The following is an 18,927-nucleotide window of genomic DNA, read 5'->3' on the forward strand; positions in this document are numbered from 1 at the left end:
CCATAGAGCATGTATTTGTTGTCGGCCCAGGCATAGGTGGTGCCTACACCGATACCTCCCCATGTGTCATCGCTGTCGGTTACCATATGGGTTCCTGCATAATTCATGCGCGCGTCGCCCATGAGCTCCTGATAAAGATTGGCGATTGCGTAAAGCGATGTATTGACCATCAGCCCGTCATGGTTTTTCCAGCTCTTGGTGTAGTTTGCTGCAAGACCGAGGCGGGCAGTTAGGTTTTCGCCGTTTCGATTGGAGATACGAGCGCCGTATGTATCGGTAAAGGTGTCGAAATCCACCGATGACCACATAAGCTGTGCCTGTGGTGTCAGTGACCAGTATTGGTTCATATCAAAGCGCTGTCCTGCTTCAAGGCTCAAAGCGTAGCCAAATCCCTTGTTGCCATTCGTTAGGGTTTGGTTCCTGGCATCGACATCAAGGTCACTATCATACCAGTTGGCCTGTGCCTGCGCATCGAGATAGAAGCCGGATGTGCCATACCATGTGGCAGTTGCACCCAGTCCCCAGCCTTGCGTGCTTATGTGGCCGGAACCATCACCGGTGCGATTGTCGATATCAGAACGCGCATTGCCATACTGGCCGGTAATGCCGGCAAACAGCTTGCCATTCTCGTCTTCATAGAACTGACCGTCTACACCCGCCTGCATGATGAGCGTGTTAATCTCCTGACGCAGATCTCCTGCGGTCGAGCCATTTTCCGCACGATGATGCGCGCCTTCGATGCGGCCCCAAATGGCCTGACTGTCGCTTTCGCCCGCATTGGCCTGATCAGAGCCTTCCAGATAACGCTTACCCACGCGCTGCTGCAATGTCGGCAATTTGTTCAGAGCCTGCAAGGTTGAGGTGTAAGATTCATAGACCGGTGCTGCAGGACTATAACGATCAGGGCCAGACGGTGAAGGCGGCGACGGTGGCGACGGTGGGCACGTATTGGTTGTCTCACAGCTTGGATCAATTGGGGGAGCTGGATTGTCCTTATCCATCTTGCTCACCAGATACCAGTTGCCGTCATTGGGCGTATTTGTTCCCCCCTGTTGCAACGTATAGGCATAGGCAGAGTCGGTCATAATGCCCGGCTTTCCCTCTTTGGTGGTATAATCGCCATTGAGCGTGAACAGGCCATCCGAGTTGCCAGCGACGGAAATGATCTCGATGCCATTATTCGTTTTGGCGCCAAAACCGTGACGGTTGGTGATGTCAATTTTGGAACTGCCAGATGTGTTGCCAGTGACATTCATTCGGTCTGTCAGAGAATTGTCATCGCCAAACACGGCAGACATATGCAGCGTGCCACCAGTGCCATTGTAATCCCCTGACACATTGAGCACGCTGCCGCCATTGCCGCCGAAGAAAACATCGCCGCCATTGGACAGCCCTGCCAAGGTGCTGGAGAAGCCTCCAAGTTCAAGGGAAGCGCCGCTGGCCACATTATAGGTTGAAGCAGCCGAGAACCCACCGGCAGCGCCCTGAACCAGTGCACCTTCGTTGAGTGCTGTGGCCCCCGAATAGTCATTGGCACCATAAAGCACCAGATCGCCCTTGCCGTTCTTGGTCAAACCGCCCGTGCCGGAGATTACGCCGGAAAAGTCCGCATGTAAGTCCTGGTTGAGTGTTAATGTGCCGGAGCCGAGATTGATGTTGCCGTCATGACCATTTCCATCAGCAGGATTAAGTCCATCAAGACCACCGATCGTTTCATTGAAGTTGGCAAGGTCCAATCTTGCTCCATCGGCAATCTTGACGTGACCTGAGCCAAAAGCATTATCAGCAATACCGGCTTTCGCTGCACCGGCTTCAACCGTTAACCCGCCACTGAAACTGTTGTCGCCACTAAAGGTCGTTGTCGCCTTGCCGCGTTTGAAGACTGTGCCAATCCCGCTGATCTGGTTGGCAAGTGTGGTATCAGTTGTTTTGTCGACAGCAAAATCACCATATCCATAGCGGGTACTGGCCAGCACAATGCCGCTTGTTGAGTCAATGCTACCACCTTCACCAAGTGTAAGGAGGCCTTCTGTGACCGTGGTTGTGCCTGTATATGTGTTGGCTCCATTCAGAACCAGTTGCCCTGCACCCGATTTTAATAAGCCTTCATTGCCCTCAATATCCGAATGAATGGTGGCGGTCATAGCAGAGCTTTGCAAAGATCCATCACCGACAATGATCAGCTGATCGCCGGTCCCAGCCAATGTTAAAGAGCTGCCTTGCAGAACATAGCCATTGCTCATGAACTGCATGCCATTGACGCTCGGTTGATAACCTGCATCAATCGTTACGGTACCGCCTGTACCGCCAAACACCGCAAAGCCATCATTGCTCCAAGGAGAGTTTATGAGGCCATCGGCACCAGTCCAGTTGCTCGCAGCACTATCCCAGGTGCCATTACCACCCTGAATTATACCATCGTTCCCGGGGCCTGCACCATCCCAGAAAAACATGCTGCGGCCCGCAGTATTGACCAGATTGACCTGGTGGTTAATCGCAGTCTGAAGATTAAAATCGGCAATATTGCTATCAGCAATCGTGCCCAGGGTCATGGTGTTCTCAGTCAGATTTCCAGTATAATCGAAGATGCGATAGACGCCGGTTCCCATAACGCTGCCACTCTCGACATTGAGTGTACCATTGAGCGCAAGATCGCCAGTCACATCAAATAAGGCATTCTGCGATTGGCCGCCCGTTAAGGTCACATCAGTCTGACTACCGGTTGCCAGATTAAGGCCATTCCCAAAGCTCAGCTTCTGCTTGCTCTGGCCAAACAGCGTTGCTCCTGAGGCAAAACGCGCGGCACCACTGATTGCGCCGTGGCCACCAAGATCGGCCTTATCGTCAACCGCCAATGTTCCGCCCAATGTTGCGCCATCAAGGCGCAGATCACCGGCTTTCACGCTGACAGCACCATTATAGCCAGAGCTGTCAGCGCTCAGAATCAGCCCACCTGCGCCGGTCTTTGTCAATGCACCCGCACCACTGAATGCGGATGAGACACTAAAAGTGTTATTCGCATCAGCAATGTCAAAGCCACCACCATGGGCGCCCCAATTGATCGTGCTGGCTGTGGCTTTGAACGATTTGCCTGTCACCTGTAGCGTGCCGCCATCAAAATCAAGCGTACCTGATCCGAGGTTCGCTGCCTGCGCGACCGAAAGCACGCCATTATTAAAATGCGTATCGCCGTAACTGTTATTGCCGGAAAGTGTCAGCGTTCCAGCACCAGATTGCTTCACGCTACCAGTGCCGCTGATGGCACCCGACAGAGCGGCTGCATTCATATTATTGACGTTCAGAGTGCTGTTATTGACAATATCGCCTAGGATCATGCCGTCATGACCAGCAGTCCCGTCACCCAATTGCAGAGTTCCCGCAGCAATCGTCGTGCCGCCCGTATAGGTGTTGGAAGCGGTCAGAACGAGCGTGCCATCTCCTGCTTTGGTAAAACTGCCTTTGGCTGTATCTGCATTCGCAATAACGCCACTGAACGTCGCCGTTTTAGCACTATCGACCGAAACCGTGCCGCCAGCAGAGCTCAGTGACACCTTCCGGTCCGCATTCATGTCTCCTGTGATGAGCAGCGTACCACCCGAAAAATTCAGGGCACCAGATGGATCGCCAAGATTGGAATCAGATGAAACTGACAAAGTGCCGGCGTTGATATTTGTACCACCCGTATAGGCATTAGCACCCGACAGAACCAAAGTACCGGCGCCAAGCTTCGTTAATGCACCGCCCGTTGCCAGATTCTGCGCTATCGTAAATGTATTCCCAGCATCCGCAATATCGAAGCCGCCACCCGTTGGTCCCCAATTTATCACGGACCGTGTCGAGTGCATCGTCGTGCCGGTAATTTGCAATGTGCCACCAGCGAGGTCCAGATGATGCGTAGGATCTCCTCCCAGATTATCGTCACTACCGACGGAGAGTACACCTTCTTGAAGTATTATACGGGGGGGCTTATTCTGCCCATCAAGAATAAGGGTACCATCGCCCCTTTTGTATAATAATCCGCTTCCCGTAATGGTGGAGCTGTAGGTAGTTGGTTGACCAGCCGTATCAAATGTACCGCCATTGATTCCGAGTTCGATAGGAACGCTAATGGTCAAGGGCTGAGATAATGTATGAATAATGCCGCCATCCAAGCTAATTTTGCCGGCGACAAACGGATCTGGCGTGACGTCGTTCAGTGGAGACCAGATGCCTCCATTTGCAAGTTTTAACGTGACGTTATTTTTGTTGGAGGTAACGTCTCCTGTCCATATAGCGCCATTAATAATCGTTATGGTTGCGGAAGCGAACCTGTCTGGATGTAGCGCAGTCACCTCAGATGCCACATATAGGTCACCCAACCAACTCGTCGAACTTCCATCAATTGTAAAATTTAGTAAATTCTTACCCGTAAATGCTTTTTTATTATCTAGGTCATCAACATATATGCCGCCGCGCAAAGTGGTTTGCGTCGCATTGAATGTGAGTTGCGCAGAATCTAGCCCATCGTAGTTTTTAACAGCATCTCTTGGGTCTGATTTCACCTTCATTGTATTATTGATGTAAATAAGAGAACGATCGCTGATTGCAGAATTATCTGATGCAATCAAGCTTGATGTGCCACTGACGCTCACTGTTGCAATTGTTGCGTCAACATCAAAAAGCGAAACATATTTTCCAGAGTCTGTACCATTAAAATTAACATTAACGTTGTTGAGGTCGAATTTGTTGTCGAAATAAACTGTTGGAATATCAGCGGTGTTTGTTTGAGGTGCTGGAGAAAAGGGTGTAATACCACTTAAAAATACCGAAGCGCGTGAATCTTTGCTGCCTTGCATATTGAGATTTAATGTGGTGTTGCTTAAAGATGCATGTGCATGTTGGTTGAGCGACACGACGCCCCAGATGCCTGACGGTCCATCGCCATCCATCGTATAATTCAAAGTCATATAATTCGCATTAAAATTGGCGATAGTTGACCCAAATACATCGTCTACGTCTGCCGTGGGCTTCAGTCCTCCGCGGGTTCCTGCGCTGTCCCATACACCCGAAAGCATCACCCAGCCATAAGCAGCTGGATAGTTAGGTGTCACACTTCCCTCTACACCAGACGGGTTGATCACGCCCGTCAATTGTGGATTGTACTGCTGGGCCAGCGTGTAGGTGCTAGGTTTTTTGAAACTTAGGGAAGACTGTGGTCCCGCCAGTATTATCGCACCATAAACAGACTTATTTCCACTCGGATCTTTAATGGAGAGGAGTGGGAGGTTAAAGTTAGCTGAACCGTTGAAATCAGCATGAGTATCATTGAAAATCATAGGAGCTACGAGAGCGGCACTTCCGTTGTTATAGAACATCGCGGTATCATCGGATCGGGCATCCATTGTGGTCGTTCCGCCAATCGTCAATGAACCGTACTGATCCGTACTCGGTTGAAGATTGCTTGCATCATCAGCATGCGATCCACCCTGGTAAAAAAGCATACCGCCACCAACTTGAAGGTCGCCCTGTATATCTATTTTTGTTGTGTGCCAATCAGGATTGTCCTTGAAGCTTGATAAGCCGTAATAGGAACTGATTGCGGCCATCGGATATTTTGAGTTAATTACAGGAGCCCCGAGACCTGAGATCCCGTAATCACCTTTGACAGTGATTTCCCCTCCGCCGAGGACGGCGAGCCCTGCAAAATACGAACCGAGTGTTTGGTCAGTTAGGTCGCCAACATTGATATCATAACTCAAATTTCCGTCGAATGTGACAGAGGTCGGCTTCGAAAACGACCCGACAGCCATGCAGGACGTTATGCCGTGAATAGAACCGTTGCCTTGCGCAAAGTTGGACGGGGTGCAGTCTGTGACGTCTCCCGAAAGCGTTGTTTGTCCGTCATCAGTGTGGTTTTTAGCCTGTGCAATGGATTGTGGCTGCAATAGCGCGATTGCCAATACAGAGGCGCACCCTAATACCCGAATGAGAGATGCGCGAACTGTGCTGCATTTAGAGTGATTCACGAAAACGCCTTCCAAATATAAAAACTTATATTAGTTAAATATAAAAATTAATTATGGGATTCTGTTGTTGATATAATATATGTGTAAAATTTACTATGAAATAATTTGAAAATCAACAAGTCAAAATTTTATAAAAGTATTATATTTGTATAATAAAAAATACTAATATGAATATCTGAAATTTATAATTGTATTATATTACATAGTAAATTATTGTCAGACATTATTATGATTGATAATCAATCGTATATATGATATTATATAATACACATGTTTATTCTGCTTCAGAACTGTTTCTCTCTCTTAGAGGCATTACTGGTTGGCAGTAAAAGTCATGCTGAAGGCGCGCCGGGCGGTGAGGCGTATTAGGAGTTTTTTGATCTAAAAATTGGATGGCGCAATATTTTCTCATGCTTTGAGTGGTGGCTTCGAGCCAAGATCTATATGGCAGGGACGCGACGACAGAGGCAATCTGTCAAGCGATACGACAGAGCCAAAATTGCCTGAGGGCTTTGGCGATGCTGTACGGTATCAACCAAAAAATAGTCGCTAAGTGGAAGCCGCCGCAGCATTGATCATGACAATAGCGTCTACATAGCAGGCAATTATATGGAGGGTATGGCGCGCGCTCAAACATTGCATTCGGGGGGAAGTATCGGACTGTTTGGTAATAGACGAAGATATTTAGGTGGTTAAACGGCTTTATAGTTGGTTCTCGACAGAACGCCTGAACAGTTACGTGATAGAGTTCGTGAATTGCGATACGAGAGAGGTATCACGTAGAACGAATTTATACCCCGTTCAGCTGTTTGCAATTTTGGCGAAAGAGACCCAATGAAAACTCCGCCGACCTCACAATTCATAATATTCAGCAGTCTCATTTTCGATTTATGCGTATAAAAAAAGCTTCGGATTTCTCCGAAGCCCTTATTGTTAAGCAAATTATTGACTGCTTGTTATTTGCGGTAAGCTAAGCCGCCCCAAATTCTACCTTCGTCGCGATGACGACCACCGTGAACGGCTCCGATGTAAGCGGCAACTGCGGCAACAAGAGCAGATGCAGCAAGTAGGAATGCTGTTAGAATGCCAGTTACTCTTGCTTTTTCAGCAGCATCAGCTGCCTTAGCTTTCACTTCTTCTGCAGTTTTTTCAGCTTGCGCTTGTAGATCTGAAAATACTTTCTGTGCTTCGTCAACCTTTGTCTGGGCTTCAGTACGCAGAGCCTGAACGCGTTCAACGGTCTGGTTTACACGCGTTTGGGCGTCATTTTGACTGAGGCCAGTTCGAGAGGCTACCTGATTAGTGAGCCATGTGCGGTCAGCATCAGAGATTTCACCCGTAGTCAGCAGGTTTCCAAGGATACCACTTATCTGGCGTTGAAAATCCGCCAAATTTTGCGCTTCTTGACCAACAACAGAGTTCCCCTGACTGTCCGTGCGTAGCAGACTATCGGTGAGGTAGTCTAAAGGGTTTGTTTTCAGCCCTTGTGGCAGCATCTGTTCAACAGATGGAGCGGCAGCTTGCCCTGCACCCTGCGCCAATCCGGAAACTGCTTGTCCGGCGCCAGAAACGATCCCGCCGGCCAACTGACCGGCACCCTGTGCAGTGCCGCCGACGACCGTTCCCGCGGTTTGCACCGCTGTTTCAGCCGCACTTCCAACTGCTTTGGCGCCACCTGAAATAATACTTACAAGCAGTAGAGCAGATGCGATCGTACCGATACCCCACACCACCAGCCCATTCAGGCCGTCGCGAACGGTCAATTCATCACGGGTCGCAGTTCCGGCAGGTCGGCGCATTCTGCCAGTGATGTAGCCACCAAGCATATAAGAAGCGACCATCGATATGACGATAAAGAGTGCAGTGATGACAAGCCATACAGCGCTTATGTCGCCTCCATCATCGACGGAGAATGAACTTAGACCAAGGCCACCGGCAAATGTTGTCAGGACAACCATCACGCCGGATGCGACCGCAGCGCCAGCAAAAATAGCCGCCCAATCCACATAGCTGCGATCAGGCGCATTTTCTACAACAGTTGAATCTACCATCAACGTAATCCCAGAAAAGAGAGGATGAACAACACGATAACGACTAGTCCTACTAAATAGATAATGGAGTTCATGTTGGTTATCTCCTTTGGATAAGTAAAATTTCCCGGTTAGCGGTGTGATAAGTGTCGGGCTTTACGCTCTCTTTGAGAAAACTCGTGAGTTAGTAAAAAGTTTCAGTGAACATGAAATTTATTTAATTTATCAATACTTAGAACGGTCGGGATAGGGGGATTTTGGATTTTGTTTTTTTGAACTGCCCGGTGAATTTGTTTGTTCGTGTGTCGGTTTTTCGTTTTGGTCTTTTGGATCAACTGAATCTGGATCTGCCGACTGGTCCTCGCGAACCAGATCAGGGTCCGACCAAGGACTTTTCTTATTGCTCATATATCTCTCCTATTCCTCAGGTCCAAATTTGAGAAGTTCAAGCACCAAACCTTGAGAAACAATGGCAATTGCCTTTGCGGTTTCGACCTCGTCCCATCCAGCATTTTTGCCAGACGCTATAAGGCCCGCAATTTCATTCGCTAATGCTTCCTGACAATCAATGTCACGATCGGGGTAATTTCCCGGGTGCGTAGGTTTCAGCATTGACGTCCTCCTGAATGCATGGAGAACAACGCACGAGATCAGGAAAAGGTTCTCAGAAAAGACTTGTTCGTTTTTCCGCGTTGTCGGACTGATCATATCGACACTCTGCAATGGCTTCTGTATTTCGTTGCCTCAGCCTATGGCGCGCTTAGCCAGGTACTTACGTTCTTATTTTGTTATTTTTTTAGTGGGCCCGCCTAAAAAAGATGGAGGTCAGAAAACCCCAATGGGACGTGGATCAGATGTCTTGAAACGGGACTTGATAGCGCTACCTAATCCCCAAGTTTTCAAGATAGGAAGAAAACATGAAGTTCAAAGCGCTCGCGCTTCTCTCGCTAGTCGGGTTGGTAGGTTGTGCCGCTTACGGTGTAGCGCCAACACAAAGTCCAGCGATTACGCCTGTTCAGAATTTCGACGCAAATCGTTATCTTGGCAAATGGTATGAGCTAGGGCGAATTGAAAATAGCTTTGAACGTGGGATGTTCAAAACCACAGCGCAGTATTCATTGAACTCGGACGGATCAATTAAGGTTGTTAATAGCGGTTATGACCCTGCGAAGCAGAAATTTAGGGATGCCACTGGCAAGGCTAAATTCGTCGGAAGCCCAAATGTCGGCGCTTTAAAAGTTTCATTCTTCGGGCCGTTTTATGGCGGCTACAATGTTGTGGCTCTTGATGACCAGTATCAATGGGCAATCGTTGTCGGGCCGAATCCCAACAAATATTTTTGGGTTCTCTCACGTCAGCCGAAGCTTACGAAGCGACTTAAAGACAAAGCGCTTTCAGTCGCAAAAGGTCTCAATGTTGATGCGGCTAAAATTATATGGGTTCAACAATAATGCCGACTAACGCGGCTGGCTTAAGAAGTGATAATTAGATTTTTCAATTCGCCCAATCGGGGATAATGCCATTTTTGCCCATAATGCCGTAATAGCCGCCAGTGTTGATAAACCAGACGGTGAATAGTGCACATAGCACTAAAAATATACTCAAGGAGATTGAAAACCGCGTCTTTCGTGGCTTTCGCCTCATCATGAGATATACGCCAGCGCCAACCGCCGCAGATCCGATATAGGCTGCAATCATACAAAACTCCGCTACCGTAAATATGAAAAAAGGCAGGCGTTACGAAGCCTACCTCGATTTCGTGTCTCGCAACTTGGGATATGAAAGCTTCGCTTATGGAGCAACCGACGTCAGCTACTTTTTTTGCTTCTCGGCGTCTTTGATCTGGGTTGCGAAGCGTCCGGCTACTGGGCTGGATGACTTATCAGTCGAAGCTGACTTATCCTTCTTAGGTTTGCGTACTTCGCGATTACTGCGTACTTGGCCTTTTGCCATGATAGAAACTTTCTTGCCTATGAGCGGAAGGTTCCGGAAATGTACAGAGGTCTGTTCAGTTCGTTTTGCTCATAATATTTACCCTATCACTAATATCGACAAACGGCGCATGAAATCCTCGCCATCTGGCAAATGCTAAGCGCTGAACAGAGAAACTATCCACACAGTCAGTTAGCGCAGATGTTCCCGCAACTGCTGACACATAGAGTTCAGAAACATGCGGCATAAGAGAGCGGACTACGGGCCGCTTCTCTCTGCAAATTGGTATTGCTAGGAGTTTGGGGTATCAATCGTATTGCTGACTTGTTCCATCGCTAAAAATGGCGCTGCGAGAGCAAACATAGGCGCGCATGCTGTCTTTCTGCATATGATCAACAGCCTCATCCGGTATTATTGTATCGATAGTGATGAACGTTTCTTTTGGCTTTATGAGCAGATGTTTATTGATGAATGATGAGAATAGAAGGTTGCCCAATCTGTCTTCAATAATCACTGACGCATCCAGAGATTTTATAGTTTTTTTCGATTTTGAAATTAACTGGAAAAGAAATTGTTGTGTTTGTGGCTTATCGGCGTTGATCGACCAATCTGAAATCTGAACCAGAGTGGTATTGCATGCTGACGCATTCCCCAGACTTCCACAAAGCGCCAAACAGGTAGGAATCAAAAAAGCCAGCTTCATAAGTCTCTCCAAATTGGCGAGAACTTAAATGAATATTGGCTCTAATCGGTATCCCTATGAATGAGGGGTGGACAGATGCTGCCCGTCATTACTATGCAGCTTCAAGCTCGCGAATTGCTGCTCGATCATTCTCAATAGCGAGGGTTTCAATCTTGAGGTCAAAGCTTGCCTGCATGTTCATCCAGAACTCCGGCGTGGTGCGAAAGAACTTTGCAAGGCGCAATGCGGTGTCTGGCGTAATAGCGGTCTGCTCCTTTGATAAGCGCTCTATACGAGTGCGAGGCACATTCAACTGCTTGGCAATCGCACCGGCACTCATATGGAGCGGGGCAAGATACTCTTCGCGAAGGATTTCGCCGGGATGCACGGGAGGCAGTATGCAGGTCATGGCTTTTCCCTTTTGAACGACAATCGACGGTCTTTCATCAATATGATGATGCCAGCATCCCAGAAGTTCGGGCAGTAGATCGGTGTTGATCCTCGAATCATTGTTGCGCAGGCCGCGCATGAAACAGAGTGGGTATGTGTCTCAGCAATCAAATGCGTACCCAGTTGTTGTTAATGACGTCGGCGCAAACTTCAACTGATTCTGATCAGCGGAAGATCGATCGCACAATCGTTCGAGGCTGTGCCGGTGGCGTCTGGTCGAAAGACGAATGCGCAAAGCATGATGAGAAATAAGGGGGCTGCTGGCGATGACGGTGCCGAAATTCGAATGGTCGTTCAACTTCAACACGGCTTTGCAGATATTCACCTTCGGGGGATTTGGTTGCGGGCTGGATTTACATATGGGCCAATACCGAGCGGGATATTGATGAGCTTCAGGCGTGGAAGGTTTCACATGAGCTTTTGCACAACGAGCGCCTTGCAGACGTGAAGGCAATTGAAGCCCGACAGGATGAGCGCGTGAAAGGTATTGAGGCCGATGTGCGTAAGCTATTCAGCGCATCAGACAATCTTGCCTATCGAGTTACAGCAAACGAACAGGCCACTTCAAATACCTCTCACACCGTCAGCAAGATACAGGACACGCTTGCGCAACTCGGCGGTGATATGCGTCTTGTTATGAAGATATTGCAGAGGATTGAAGCGGCGCAGAAGAAGGGGCATTGATGGATAAAAAGGTGAGGGGAAGGAATGGGATTATATAATCAAATCAATGCAATTTTTGGGCGTTCGGTGACGGGCTTTGTAGTCGACGATTTAGCCTAAAGAATTGTTAATACAGTATAATTCATAACTATTTTAGAGATCGAATGGTGGGCGTAACAGGGATTGAACCTGTGACCCCTACAATGTCAATGTAGTGCTCTCCCGCTGAGCTATACGCCCATTCGATGTGGCGCATACACCATATCGCGTTGCGCCCGTCAATGCCCTTATTTGAAGTTTTTTATTCTTTTTGTTGAAGAGCTTATCAAAAGCCCGGAAAGGTGCTGGTCGCCTCAGGCGGCGATCAGCATTTTCTCTATTTCGTTCACAAGATCGCGCAGATGGAATGGCTTGGAAAGCACTTTTGCATCGCGTGGGGCGTCCGAATCGGGATTCAATGCAACGGCTGCAAAGCCCGTTATGAACATTATTTTGAGATCGGGGTCGATTTCGGTTGCGCGGCGCGCCAGCTCGATACCATCCATTTCCGGCATGACAATATCGGTGAGCAGAAGTGAAAAAGGTTCTTCGCGCAGTCGCTCGTAAGCGCTTGCGCCATTGTCGAAATGGGTGACGTGATAGCCCGCTTTTTCCAGAGCCTTCACGAGAAAGCGACGCATATCGTTGTCGTCTTCAGCTAGCAGAATTCTTTTCATTGGTCCGTCCGAATTTCGTGTCGTCCGTTCGCGAGGTGCAGCGAAGATAACGACTCATTTTGCACACTAGAAAACGCTTTTTTGGTAAATATGAAATGAACGCTCGCGCAAATGTTAATTGTTATGGCCACTGTTTGGCAACATGCTGTTGTATGTTACAGCTTTGCATGATTTGGGAGGCTCGCCAATAGGAGTAAGGGCGGTCTTTTAAAATTTGGATATTGCATTGCGGCAGACTCAAATAAGGTGCTGCTTTTGAAGCAAATCTGCACTGTGACGGGCCGTCACAATATAATCGAGACGGGTTGAAGTATGAGTTTGGAACGTGATTTTCATCTGATGCCCCCTTTTGAGGTTTGCGCACCGGCGCAGCAGCGTATTCCTTTTGTTTTCAATTCGCCCCATAGCGGTCGCGCCTATCCAAAGTCGTTTCTTGCGGAAGCACGCCTTGATCCGCTCGCCATTCGCTATTCGGAAGATTGCTATGTGGATGAGCTTTTTGCATCTGTGCCGCGCTTAGGCGCGCCGTTGCTCAAAGCGCATTTCCCGCGCGCATTTCTTGATGTGAACCGCGAGCCCTACGAGCTTGATCCACGCATGTTTATTGAGCCGCTGCCGCCGTTTATAAACAGCCAGTCTGCGCGAGTTGCAGGTGGTTTGGGAACTGTGCCGCGTCTGGTTGGCGAGGGGCAGACGATATATTCGGGTCGCATATCGTTGCAGGAAGCATTTTATCGTATCGAAGACCTTTATAAGCCCTACCATCGTGCACTTGATGATCTGCTGAAATCGACCCATGAGCGTTTTGGCTATTCGGTTCTGATCGATTGTCACTCTATGCCAGGTGGAACGCGTTCGGGTGAACTGAGCGGTCGCCCGGATTTCATCATCGGTGATCGTTTTGGCCGTTCATGCAGTGAGCAGTTGACGCAGGCGGCAATTGAGCTTCTTCAAGGGCTCGGTTATACGGTCGCGCATAACAAGCCCTATGCTGGTGGCTTTATCACCGAGCATTATGGCAGGCCTGCCGCAGCCTGTTTTGCCTTGCAAATCGAAATCAACCGCAGTCTTTACATGAACGAGCAGAGCTTGCAGAAGCTGGTTGGTTTTGATGCGCTTTGTGCGGACCTCTATCAGTTCCTGAGCGATCTTACGTCCTTGCCGGATGAACTTCTGGTCGTGCCGCCGCTTGCAGCCGAATAGAGCGGAAAAACCAAGCAAAATCAGGATAAAAAGAACCGCGCCTCAATAAAGAGAACGCGGTCAAAGACTAGGGAGGAAATGCCCCGAAAGGCACCGACAGGAAAACCTGTCTGACGTTTAAGCTAAGCTTAAAAGCCTTTTGGGTCAAGGAATTACGCATAATTTTTGAGCTTAAAGATTGCCAGCTCAAAATATGTGCAATGTTGGTATGGATTGCATAGGAATGCATCACTTTATGGAAACGGGAGATTGGGATTGCTGATCGATAAGGCATTTTTTTCCGAAGTCGCTCGCGCTGCGGCCGCCGAAACCTTGCCAAGGTTTCGCCAGTTTAATGAGATCGATAACAAATACACGTCTGGTTTTGACCCGGTCACGGAGGCAGACCGTGCGGCAGAGCGTGCGATTCATGCGGTGATCGGACGTGAGTTTCCAGAGCATGGTATTCTTGGTGAAGAATATGGGCCGGAAAATATTGACCGCAGCCATGTTTGGGTCATTGATCCCATCGATGGCACACGCGCTTTCATTTCCGGTCTGCCTGTCTGGGGGACGCTTGTTGGGCTGACCGTCGATGGCGACGCGAAGGCCGGAATGATGTCACAGTCTTTTACGGGCGAGCTGTTCTATAGCGATGGCGAGGGTGCTTATCTGGCGCGCGATGGTGTTGAGCAGCGTTTATCCGTGCGCTCGCAGGCCAAGCTTGAAGATGCCACCATGTTCACGACAACACCTTCGCTCTTCAAAGGCGAATTGCGGAAGGGTTTTGACAGTTTGGAAAACTCGGTGCGTTTGTCGCGCTATGGCGTCGATTGCTATGCTTTCGCGATGCTTGCGGGCGGCTTTGCCGATATTGTTGTGGAAGCAGGCTTGCAACCCTATGACATCGTAGCACTTATTCCGATCATTGAGCAGGCAGGCGGGGTCGTAACGCAGCGCGATGGTGGGCCGGCAGAAAAGGGCGGCGACATTGTTGCTGCCGCATCCATAGAGTTGCATCAGGCAGCACTTGAGCTGATTAACAGCTAATCTAATTGTTCAGGCTCTGTGCTGGCCGGTTGTGCGTCTGTTTCCGAAGTTCCGGGAATGAAGGCATCAAAAGCGGCCAGAGCCTGTTCGCGATAAAAGTCAGCTTCTTGCAGCAGTTCGTGGCGAGCGCCATCAATAACCACCAGCGAAATGTTGCGCGTGTTTGCTGCAAAACGCTCAATAGCAGCTGTTGAAACCACTTGATCTGCACCAGCTGCAATAATCAATACAGGCAATGCCGGTCCCTTATAAAAGTCCGGCTTGTTGATGAGCGACGCGGTTTCGAGTGCTCCTGCAATCCAGCGCACCGTCGGGCCGCCAAGCGCAAGATCGGCATTGTCACGTACAACTTCCATATTGCGCATGAAACGCGCGGGATCGCTGGTCAGTGGATTATTGGCAAAAGGCCGGTCAACCATTTTGCGGCCTGCCGCTGCATATAGCTTGCCAAAGCCGAACAGGCGCAGGGTGGTGGTGATGCGGCGCATTTTGTCGTCGCCTGATTGCAATGGCCTAAGCCCCATTAGTGGCGCACAAAGAACAACACGGGTAATGCGCGATGCGATTTTCGGGATCGATGCATAGGCAATCAATGCACCCGCTGAATGCGCCAGAACATAAAAGGGCGGCGGGCAGTCGGGTAACACAATGTCAGTGAGAAACTGATTTAGATCGTCCGTGTAATCGCTAAAGCGGCCAACATAACCACGAAAGCGATCTTTGAGAAGTCGGTGGGACCCACCTTGTCCGCGCCAGTCGAATGTCGCGACATTGAAGCCACGGCTTGTGAGATCTGATATGGTTTCGAAATACTTTTCGATAAATTCGTTGCGACCTTGCAGCAAAATGATCGTGCCACGCGATGGCCGGATTTGCGATTTTACCAGCGCATAACGAAGGCTTTTACCATCCCGCGTTTCAAACATGCCAGATTGCGTTCCCATGGGTATGGGATTGGCGTTGGTCTCAAAAAGAAAGTCTGGCATTTCAGAGATGTGCCCCGGTTGAATACTTTGTGCCACTATAATGGGATAAAGAATGACAAAAAGTAACCGGAAGTTTGCAGGCAAACTTCCGGTTCAGAAAACAGCCTGTGTAAGGGACGTCACGCAGGCTGAACTGATCATTTTTTTTCGCGCATCCCACGAACCGCTTCACGCTTTTCGGGATGCGCTAATTGTCACCAACCGCGTCCCGCGCGCCGCTCATCAATGATGCGACCGCTGAAAGCATCAACCACGACGATTACGCGGCGACCGTTTGGACGCGTGGCTTTCACAAAATAGGTGCCGCGATCACGGCGAATGTCGCCAACATCATACCCCCGCCGTTGAAGTGAACGCGCAACCTGGCGTGGGCCAAGCGTATCACGACGCTCATAACCGCCGCCCCAACCCGGTCCGTTATTAGGTCCATCCCAGCCCGGACGTGGCCCGCCGCGTGGTGGTGGTGGCATTGGCGGACGATAATCATCGTCGTAATACTGGGCCTGTATGAGCAGTCCATTATCGGCTGCATAGGACTTTGTCGCGACCCCGGTCGCGATGGTGGCAAGTGCGGCAAAAGCAAGAAGAGCTTTTTTCATAACCGTGATCCTTTGATGAACCCGCCTCTCGGCAGGCATAGGGGCGATAGTATCCCCAAGCACCTGAACGCTCGCCGAAGATGGTGTTTATTTTGGGTTCATTGCGTGGCGAACGCCCCAATTTGTAGGCTCCAAATGATCAGGAGTTGTTACGGCAAGTGATAAGCCGTGTAAGCATATTGAGTTGGTTATAGGGCAGGGGTAATCCGGTTTTCTGCATGATACGATAAAATTGGTCTTGAAATGAAAAAGCGCCATTCCCAATTACGTTTTGCGGTTGCCGATAACGGGGCCGCCGGCACCAGAGAATTCGCCAGAATGGGAGTTCTGCCGCCAGTATTATGCATTCTTGTCGCTCTTAAGGAGGGCTTACACATGCGTCACGTTGATTTTTCCCCACTCTATCGTTCCACCGTTGGTTTCGACCGTCTCTTCTCCTCAATGCTTGATACACTTGCATCGCCAGAAGGTTCGCAGTCCTATCCGCCTTACAATATCGAGCGGACCGGTGAGAACGCCTATCGCATCACCATGGCTGTTGCAGGCTTTTCGGAAGGTGAAATCGAGATTGAAGCGCACCGCAATCAGTTGACCGTCAAAGGTCAAAAGGCCGAAGATGATGCTTCTGAAACAGGTGAAGTGCTTTATCGCGGCATTGCTTCGCGTGCTTTCGAGCGTCGCTTCCAGCTTGCAGACTTCGTCGAAGTTGCCGGTGCCAGCCTTAAAAACGGTTTGCTTCACATCGATCTCAAGCGCGAAATCCCTGAACAGATGAAACCGCGCAAAATCGAAGTCAGCAAATCTTCGGCAAGTGATGGTCAGCAGATTGAGGCGAAGACCGCCCACTAATTTGCACAGCTAGTAAAAAAAAGCGGCGCATTTTGCGCCGCTTTTTTGGCTTCGTAGGCATGTATTCATCCCAAAACCGGCTCCCACTTTTGGGAGACATGCTTTAAGCTATGAGCTTACCAAACTGGTCGACTTCATCTTCCGTATTGGCAAAGCTTGTGACGAAGCGTGCGAAAATCTCGCCTTCGCTGATACGATTGACTTCGGAATGCGGTGGGTTCCAGTCATAGAAGATCACGCCCGCATCGCGCAGGCGATCATAGACCGACTGCTTCATGATCGCGAAAACCTCATTGGCTTCCGGTTTCCATGCAAGGCGCATCTGGCTTGATGCATCGATATGGCGGGCAAGACGTGCAGAAAGCGCATTGGAATGATTCGCCAGATCAATCCACAGATTGTCGGTGAGATAGGCGTCAAACTGCGCTGCGATGAATCGGGTCTTCGAGAAAAGTTGAGCTGCGCGCTTGCGAATGAACGGTAGGTCTTTGGCAGTTGACGGATCCATGAAGACCAATGCTTCCGCACACCAGCAGCCGTTCTTGGTGCCGCCGAAGGAAACAATGTCAACGCCCTGTTTCCAGGTCATTTCCGCAGGCGTCATGTCGAGCGATACGAGTGCATTGGCGAAACGTGCACCATCCATGTGCAAAGGCAAGCCCGCGCCACGGCAAATCTCGGCAATGGTGGAAATGTGCTCCGGCTGATAAAGCGTGCCGACTTCTGTTGCCTGTGTGATGCTGACGGCCATTGGCTGACCGGCATGGACGAAAGCCGGATTGAAACGCTTGAGTTCGCGCTTGAGCAATTCAGGGTCGATACGGCCCATGGCGCCATCAATCGGATGCAGACGTGCACCGCCGGTAAAATATTCCGGCGCGCCGCACTCATCTTCAATCACATGCGCTTCGCGATGTACAAGCGACACACCGCCGGGGCGGTTTACGCTGGCAAGTGCGAGCGAATTGGCCGCAGTACCCGTACCGACGAAGAAGACGGCAACTTCACGCTCGAACAACTCGTTGAATCGCTGTTCCACACGCTTGTCGATTTCGCTTGCGCCATAGGCGGCAGCAAAACCATCGGCATGCAGCGAAAGGCTTTCAGCGATCTTCGGATGGGCACCGGCCCAGTTGTCGGAAGCAAAATGCACGTTGTTCTCCGCTCGCGTTATGGTGTTTGATGATAGGTCTATAGACGCAACGCGTTGCAGGCGTAAGACCTCTATGCGTTAAAAAACGGGCAGTTGCTGTCACTTTTTAAGGCTTCTGCTGCCAGACTTGTGCCGTGCCAAACTGACGCAATTGGTGCTTTACGCAACTAAATGTTGCTTATGCATATTTGTGCGACACTTTATTTCGCAATATGCTCAAAAAAATCATGTTTCCATCTTGTGAGCGAATTTGAATTCTGTCATACGTAATTAGGACAGCAATGCTGACTAATTCACTCTTGCTGTCCAATTCATCACTGCGATTGTCAAGTTTTGCCAGTCGTTGAAAGAGAGTGTCGCACAGATTGGGACAACCCGGCAGAAAGCGGCGCTTAATGAGACAGGGGAGTTTGGTGCCATCACGGTGGGCCGAGGTCGCTTGTCGAGCCTGAAAGACTAAGGCGCTTAAACAATATTCCCCGCGACGGTTTTAACTGTGCGCCTACGGAACGTCGTCCAACGCCTTTTCGACAAGGCTCCCACACATCTAGATCAAAGCGCATCCCGAAAAGTGGGAACCGGTTTTCGGATAAGATGCGCGGTGGAATAAAGCGTATGCCGAAAAGTGGG

Annotated in this window: 15 protein-coding genes and 1 tRNA gene; 5 read left to right on the forward strand and 11 right to left on the reverse strand. The window is 49.7% G+C overall.

Annotation, left to right across the window (positions count from 1 at the left end):
- From CEV31_RS20575 to CEV31_RS20585, 4 genes are all read right to left on the reverse strand, one after another.
- Positions 1–5,939, reverse strand: a 5,939-nt coding sequence (locus tag CEV31_RS20575; RefSeq protein ID WP_143850997.1) for an autotransporter outer membrane beta-barrel domain-containing protein, incomplete at its 3' end; no start/stop codon positions are given.
- A 1,022-nt stretch (positions 5,940–6,961) separates the two neighbouring features.
- Positions 6,962–8,056, reverse strand: a complete 1,095-nt coding sequence (locus tag CEV31_RS20580; protein ID WP_094510087.1) for a hypothetical protein — start codon at positions 8,054–8,056, stop codon at positions 6,962–6,964.
- 204 nt (positions 8,057–8,260) lie between these two features.
- The gene (locus tag CEV31_RS21010; RefSeq protein WP_143850998.1) at positions 8,261–8,443 is read right to left on the reverse strand and encodes a hypothetical protein; all 183 of its coding nucleotides are present in this window, start codon (positions 8,441–8,443) and stop codon (positions 8,261–8,263) included.
- Positions 8,444–8,452: 9 nt separating this feature from the next.
- Positions 8,453–8,647 (reverse strand): hypothetical protein, encoded by a 195-nt coding sequence (locus CEV31_RS20585; protein WP_094510089.1) that lies wholly within the window; start codon positions 8,645–8,647, stop codon positions 8,453–8,455.
- Positions 8,648–8,952: 305 nt separating this feature from the next.
- Between CEV31_RS20585 and CEV31_RS20590 the strand changes: the two genes are divergently transcribed.
- Positions 8,953–9,486 (forward strand): lipocalin family protein, encoded by a 534-nt coding sequence (locus CEV31_RS20590; RefSeq protein ID WP_094510091.1) that lies wholly within the window; start codon positions 8,953–8,955, stop codon positions 9,484–9,486.
- A gap of 788 nt (positions 9,487–10,274) precedes the next feature.
- On the opposite strand, the gene CEV31_RS20600 is transcribed toward CEV31_RS20590, so the two are convergent.
- Positions 10,275–10,670: a hypothetical protein gene (locus CEV31_RS20600; RefSeq protein WP_094510095.1), complete on the reverse strand. Its 396-nt coding sequence runs from the start codon at positions 10,668–10,670 to the stop codon at positions 10,275–10,277.
- Between the two features lie 91 nt (positions 10,671–10,761).
- Positions 10,762–11,058: a HigA family addiction module antitoxin gene (locus CEV31_RS20605; protein WP_094510134.1), complete on the reverse strand. Its 297-nt coding sequence runs from the start codon at positions 11,056–11,058 to the stop codon at positions 10,762–10,764.
- Positions 11,059–11,435: 377 nt separating this feature from the next.
- Between CEV31_RS20605 and CEV31_RS20610 the strand changes: the two genes are divergently transcribed.
- Complete coding sequence (locus CEV31_RS20610) at positions 11,436–11,783, forward strand: hypothetical protein (protein ID WP_094510096.1); 348 nt, start codon at positions 11,436–11,438, stop codon at positions 11,781–11,783.
- Between the two features lie 144 nt (positions 11,784–11,927).
- Here CEV31_RS20610 and CEV31_RS20615 read toward each other — a convergent pair.
- Positions 11,928–12,002: transfer RNA gene (locus CEV31_RS20615), tRNA-Val, on the reverse strand.
- Between the two features lie 113 nt (positions 12,003–12,115).
- Positions 12,116–12,478: a cell cycle two-component system response regulator CpdR gene (gene cpdR, locus CEV31_RS20620; protein WP_007877205.1), complete on the reverse strand. Its 363-nt coding sequence runs from the start codon at positions 12,476–12,478 to the stop codon at positions 12,116–12,118.
- Positions 12,479–12,790: 312 nt separating this feature from the next.
- Here cpdR and CEV31_RS20625 point away from each other — a divergent pair, with 312 nt between their 5' ends.
- Complete coding sequence (locus CEV31_RS20625) at positions 12,791–13,681, forward strand: N-formylglutamate amidohydrolase (protein WP_094510098.1); 891 nt, start codon at positions 12,791–12,793, stop codon at positions 13,679–13,681.
- 255 nt (positions 13,682–13,936) lie between these two features.
- A complete protein-coding gene (gene hisN / locus CEV31_RS20630) occupies positions 13,937–14,710 on the forward strand; it encodes a histidinol-phosphatase (RefSeq protein WP_094510136.1) in 774 nt (257 codons plus the stop codon).
- Here the strand turns inward: hisN and CEV31_RS20635 are convergent.
- Both CEV31_RS20635 and CEV31_RS20640 read right to left on the reverse strand, forming a co-directional pair.
- Positions 14,707–15,696: an alpha/beta fold hydrolase gene (locus CEV31_RS20635; protein ID WP_094510099.1), complete on the reverse strand. Its 990-nt coding sequence runs from the start codon at positions 15,694–15,696 to the stop codon at positions 14,707–14,709. The two genes, hisN and CEV31_RS20635, sit on opposite strands and share 4 nt — an antisense overlap.
- Positions 15,697–15,890: 194 nt before the next feature.
- Positions 15,891–16,295 (reverse strand): PepSY domain-containing protein, encoded by a 405-nt coding sequence (locus CEV31_RS20640; protein ID WP_094510101.1) that lies wholly within the window; start codon positions 16,293–16,295, stop codon positions 15,891–15,893.
- A gap of 375 nt (positions 16,296–16,670) precedes the next feature.
- Between CEV31_RS20640 and CEV31_RS20645 the strand changes: the two genes are divergently transcribed.
- Complete coding sequence (locus CEV31_RS20645) at positions 16,671–17,144, forward strand: Hsp20 family protein (RefSeq protein WP_094510103.1); 474 nt, start codon at positions 16,671–16,673, stop codon at positions 17,142–17,144.
- A gap of 103 nt (positions 17,145–17,247) precedes the next feature.
- Here CEV31_RS20645 and CEV31_RS20650 read toward each other — a convergent pair whose 3' ends face one another.
- A complete protein-coding gene (locus CEV31_RS20650; RefSeq protein WP_094510104.1) occupies positions 17,248–18,297 on the reverse strand; it encodes a threonine aldolase family protein in 1,050 nt (349 codons plus the stop codon).
- Positions 18,298–18,927: the final 630 nt, after the last annotated feature.

Origin of the sequence: Brucella thiophenivorans, from assembly GCF_002252445.1 — a bacterium.
Lineage (GTDB): Bacteria > Pseudomonadota > Alphaproteobacteria > Rhizobiales > Rhizobiaceae > Brucella > Brucella thiophenivorans.

Coding starts and splice junctions, on each gene's coding strand:
- CEV31_RS20625 (WP_094510098.1), top strand. CDS start 12,791: ATGAGTTTGGAACGTGATTTTCATCTGATGCCCCCTTTTGAGGTTTGC.
- cpdR (WP_007877205.1), bottom strand. CDS start 12,478: ATGAAAAGAATTCTGCTAGCTGAAGACGACAACGATATGCGTCGCTTT.
- CEV31_RS20590 (WP_094510091.1), top strand. CDS start 8,953: ATGAAGTTCAAAGCGCTCGCGCTTCTCTCGCTAGTCGGGTTGGTAGGT.
- CEV31_RS20640 (WP_094510101.1), bottom strand. CDS start 16,295: ATGAAAAAAGCTCTTCTTGCTTTTGCCGCACTTGCCACCATCGCGACC.
- CEV31_RS21010 (WP_143850998.1), bottom strand. CDS start 8,443: ATGAGCAATAAGAAAAGTCCTTGGTCGGACCCTGATCTGGTTCGCGAG.
- CEV31_RS20605 (WP_094510134.1), bottom strand. CDS start 11,058: ATGACCTGCATACTGCCTCCCGTGCATCCCGGCGAAATCCTTCGCGAA.
- CEV31_RS20600 (WP_094510095.1), bottom strand. CDS start 10,670: ATGAAGCTGGCTTTTTTGATTCCTACCTGTTTGGCGCTTTGTGGAAGT.
- CEV31_RS20635 (WP_094510099.1), bottom strand. CDS start 15,696: ATGCCAGACTTTCTTTTTGAGACCAACGCCAATCCCATACCCATGGGA.
- CEV31_RS20585 (WP_094510089.1), bottom strand. CDS start 8,647: ATGCTGAAACCTACGCACCCGGGAAATTACCCCGATCGTGACATTGAT.
- CEV31_RS20580 (WP_094510087.1), bottom strand. CDS start 8,056: ATGGTAGATTCAACTGTTGTAGAAAATGCGCCTGATCGCAGCTATGTG.
- CEV31_RS20645 (WP_094510103.1), top strand. CDS start 16,671: ATGCGTCACGTTGATTTTTCCCCACTCTATCGTTCCACCGTTGGTTTC.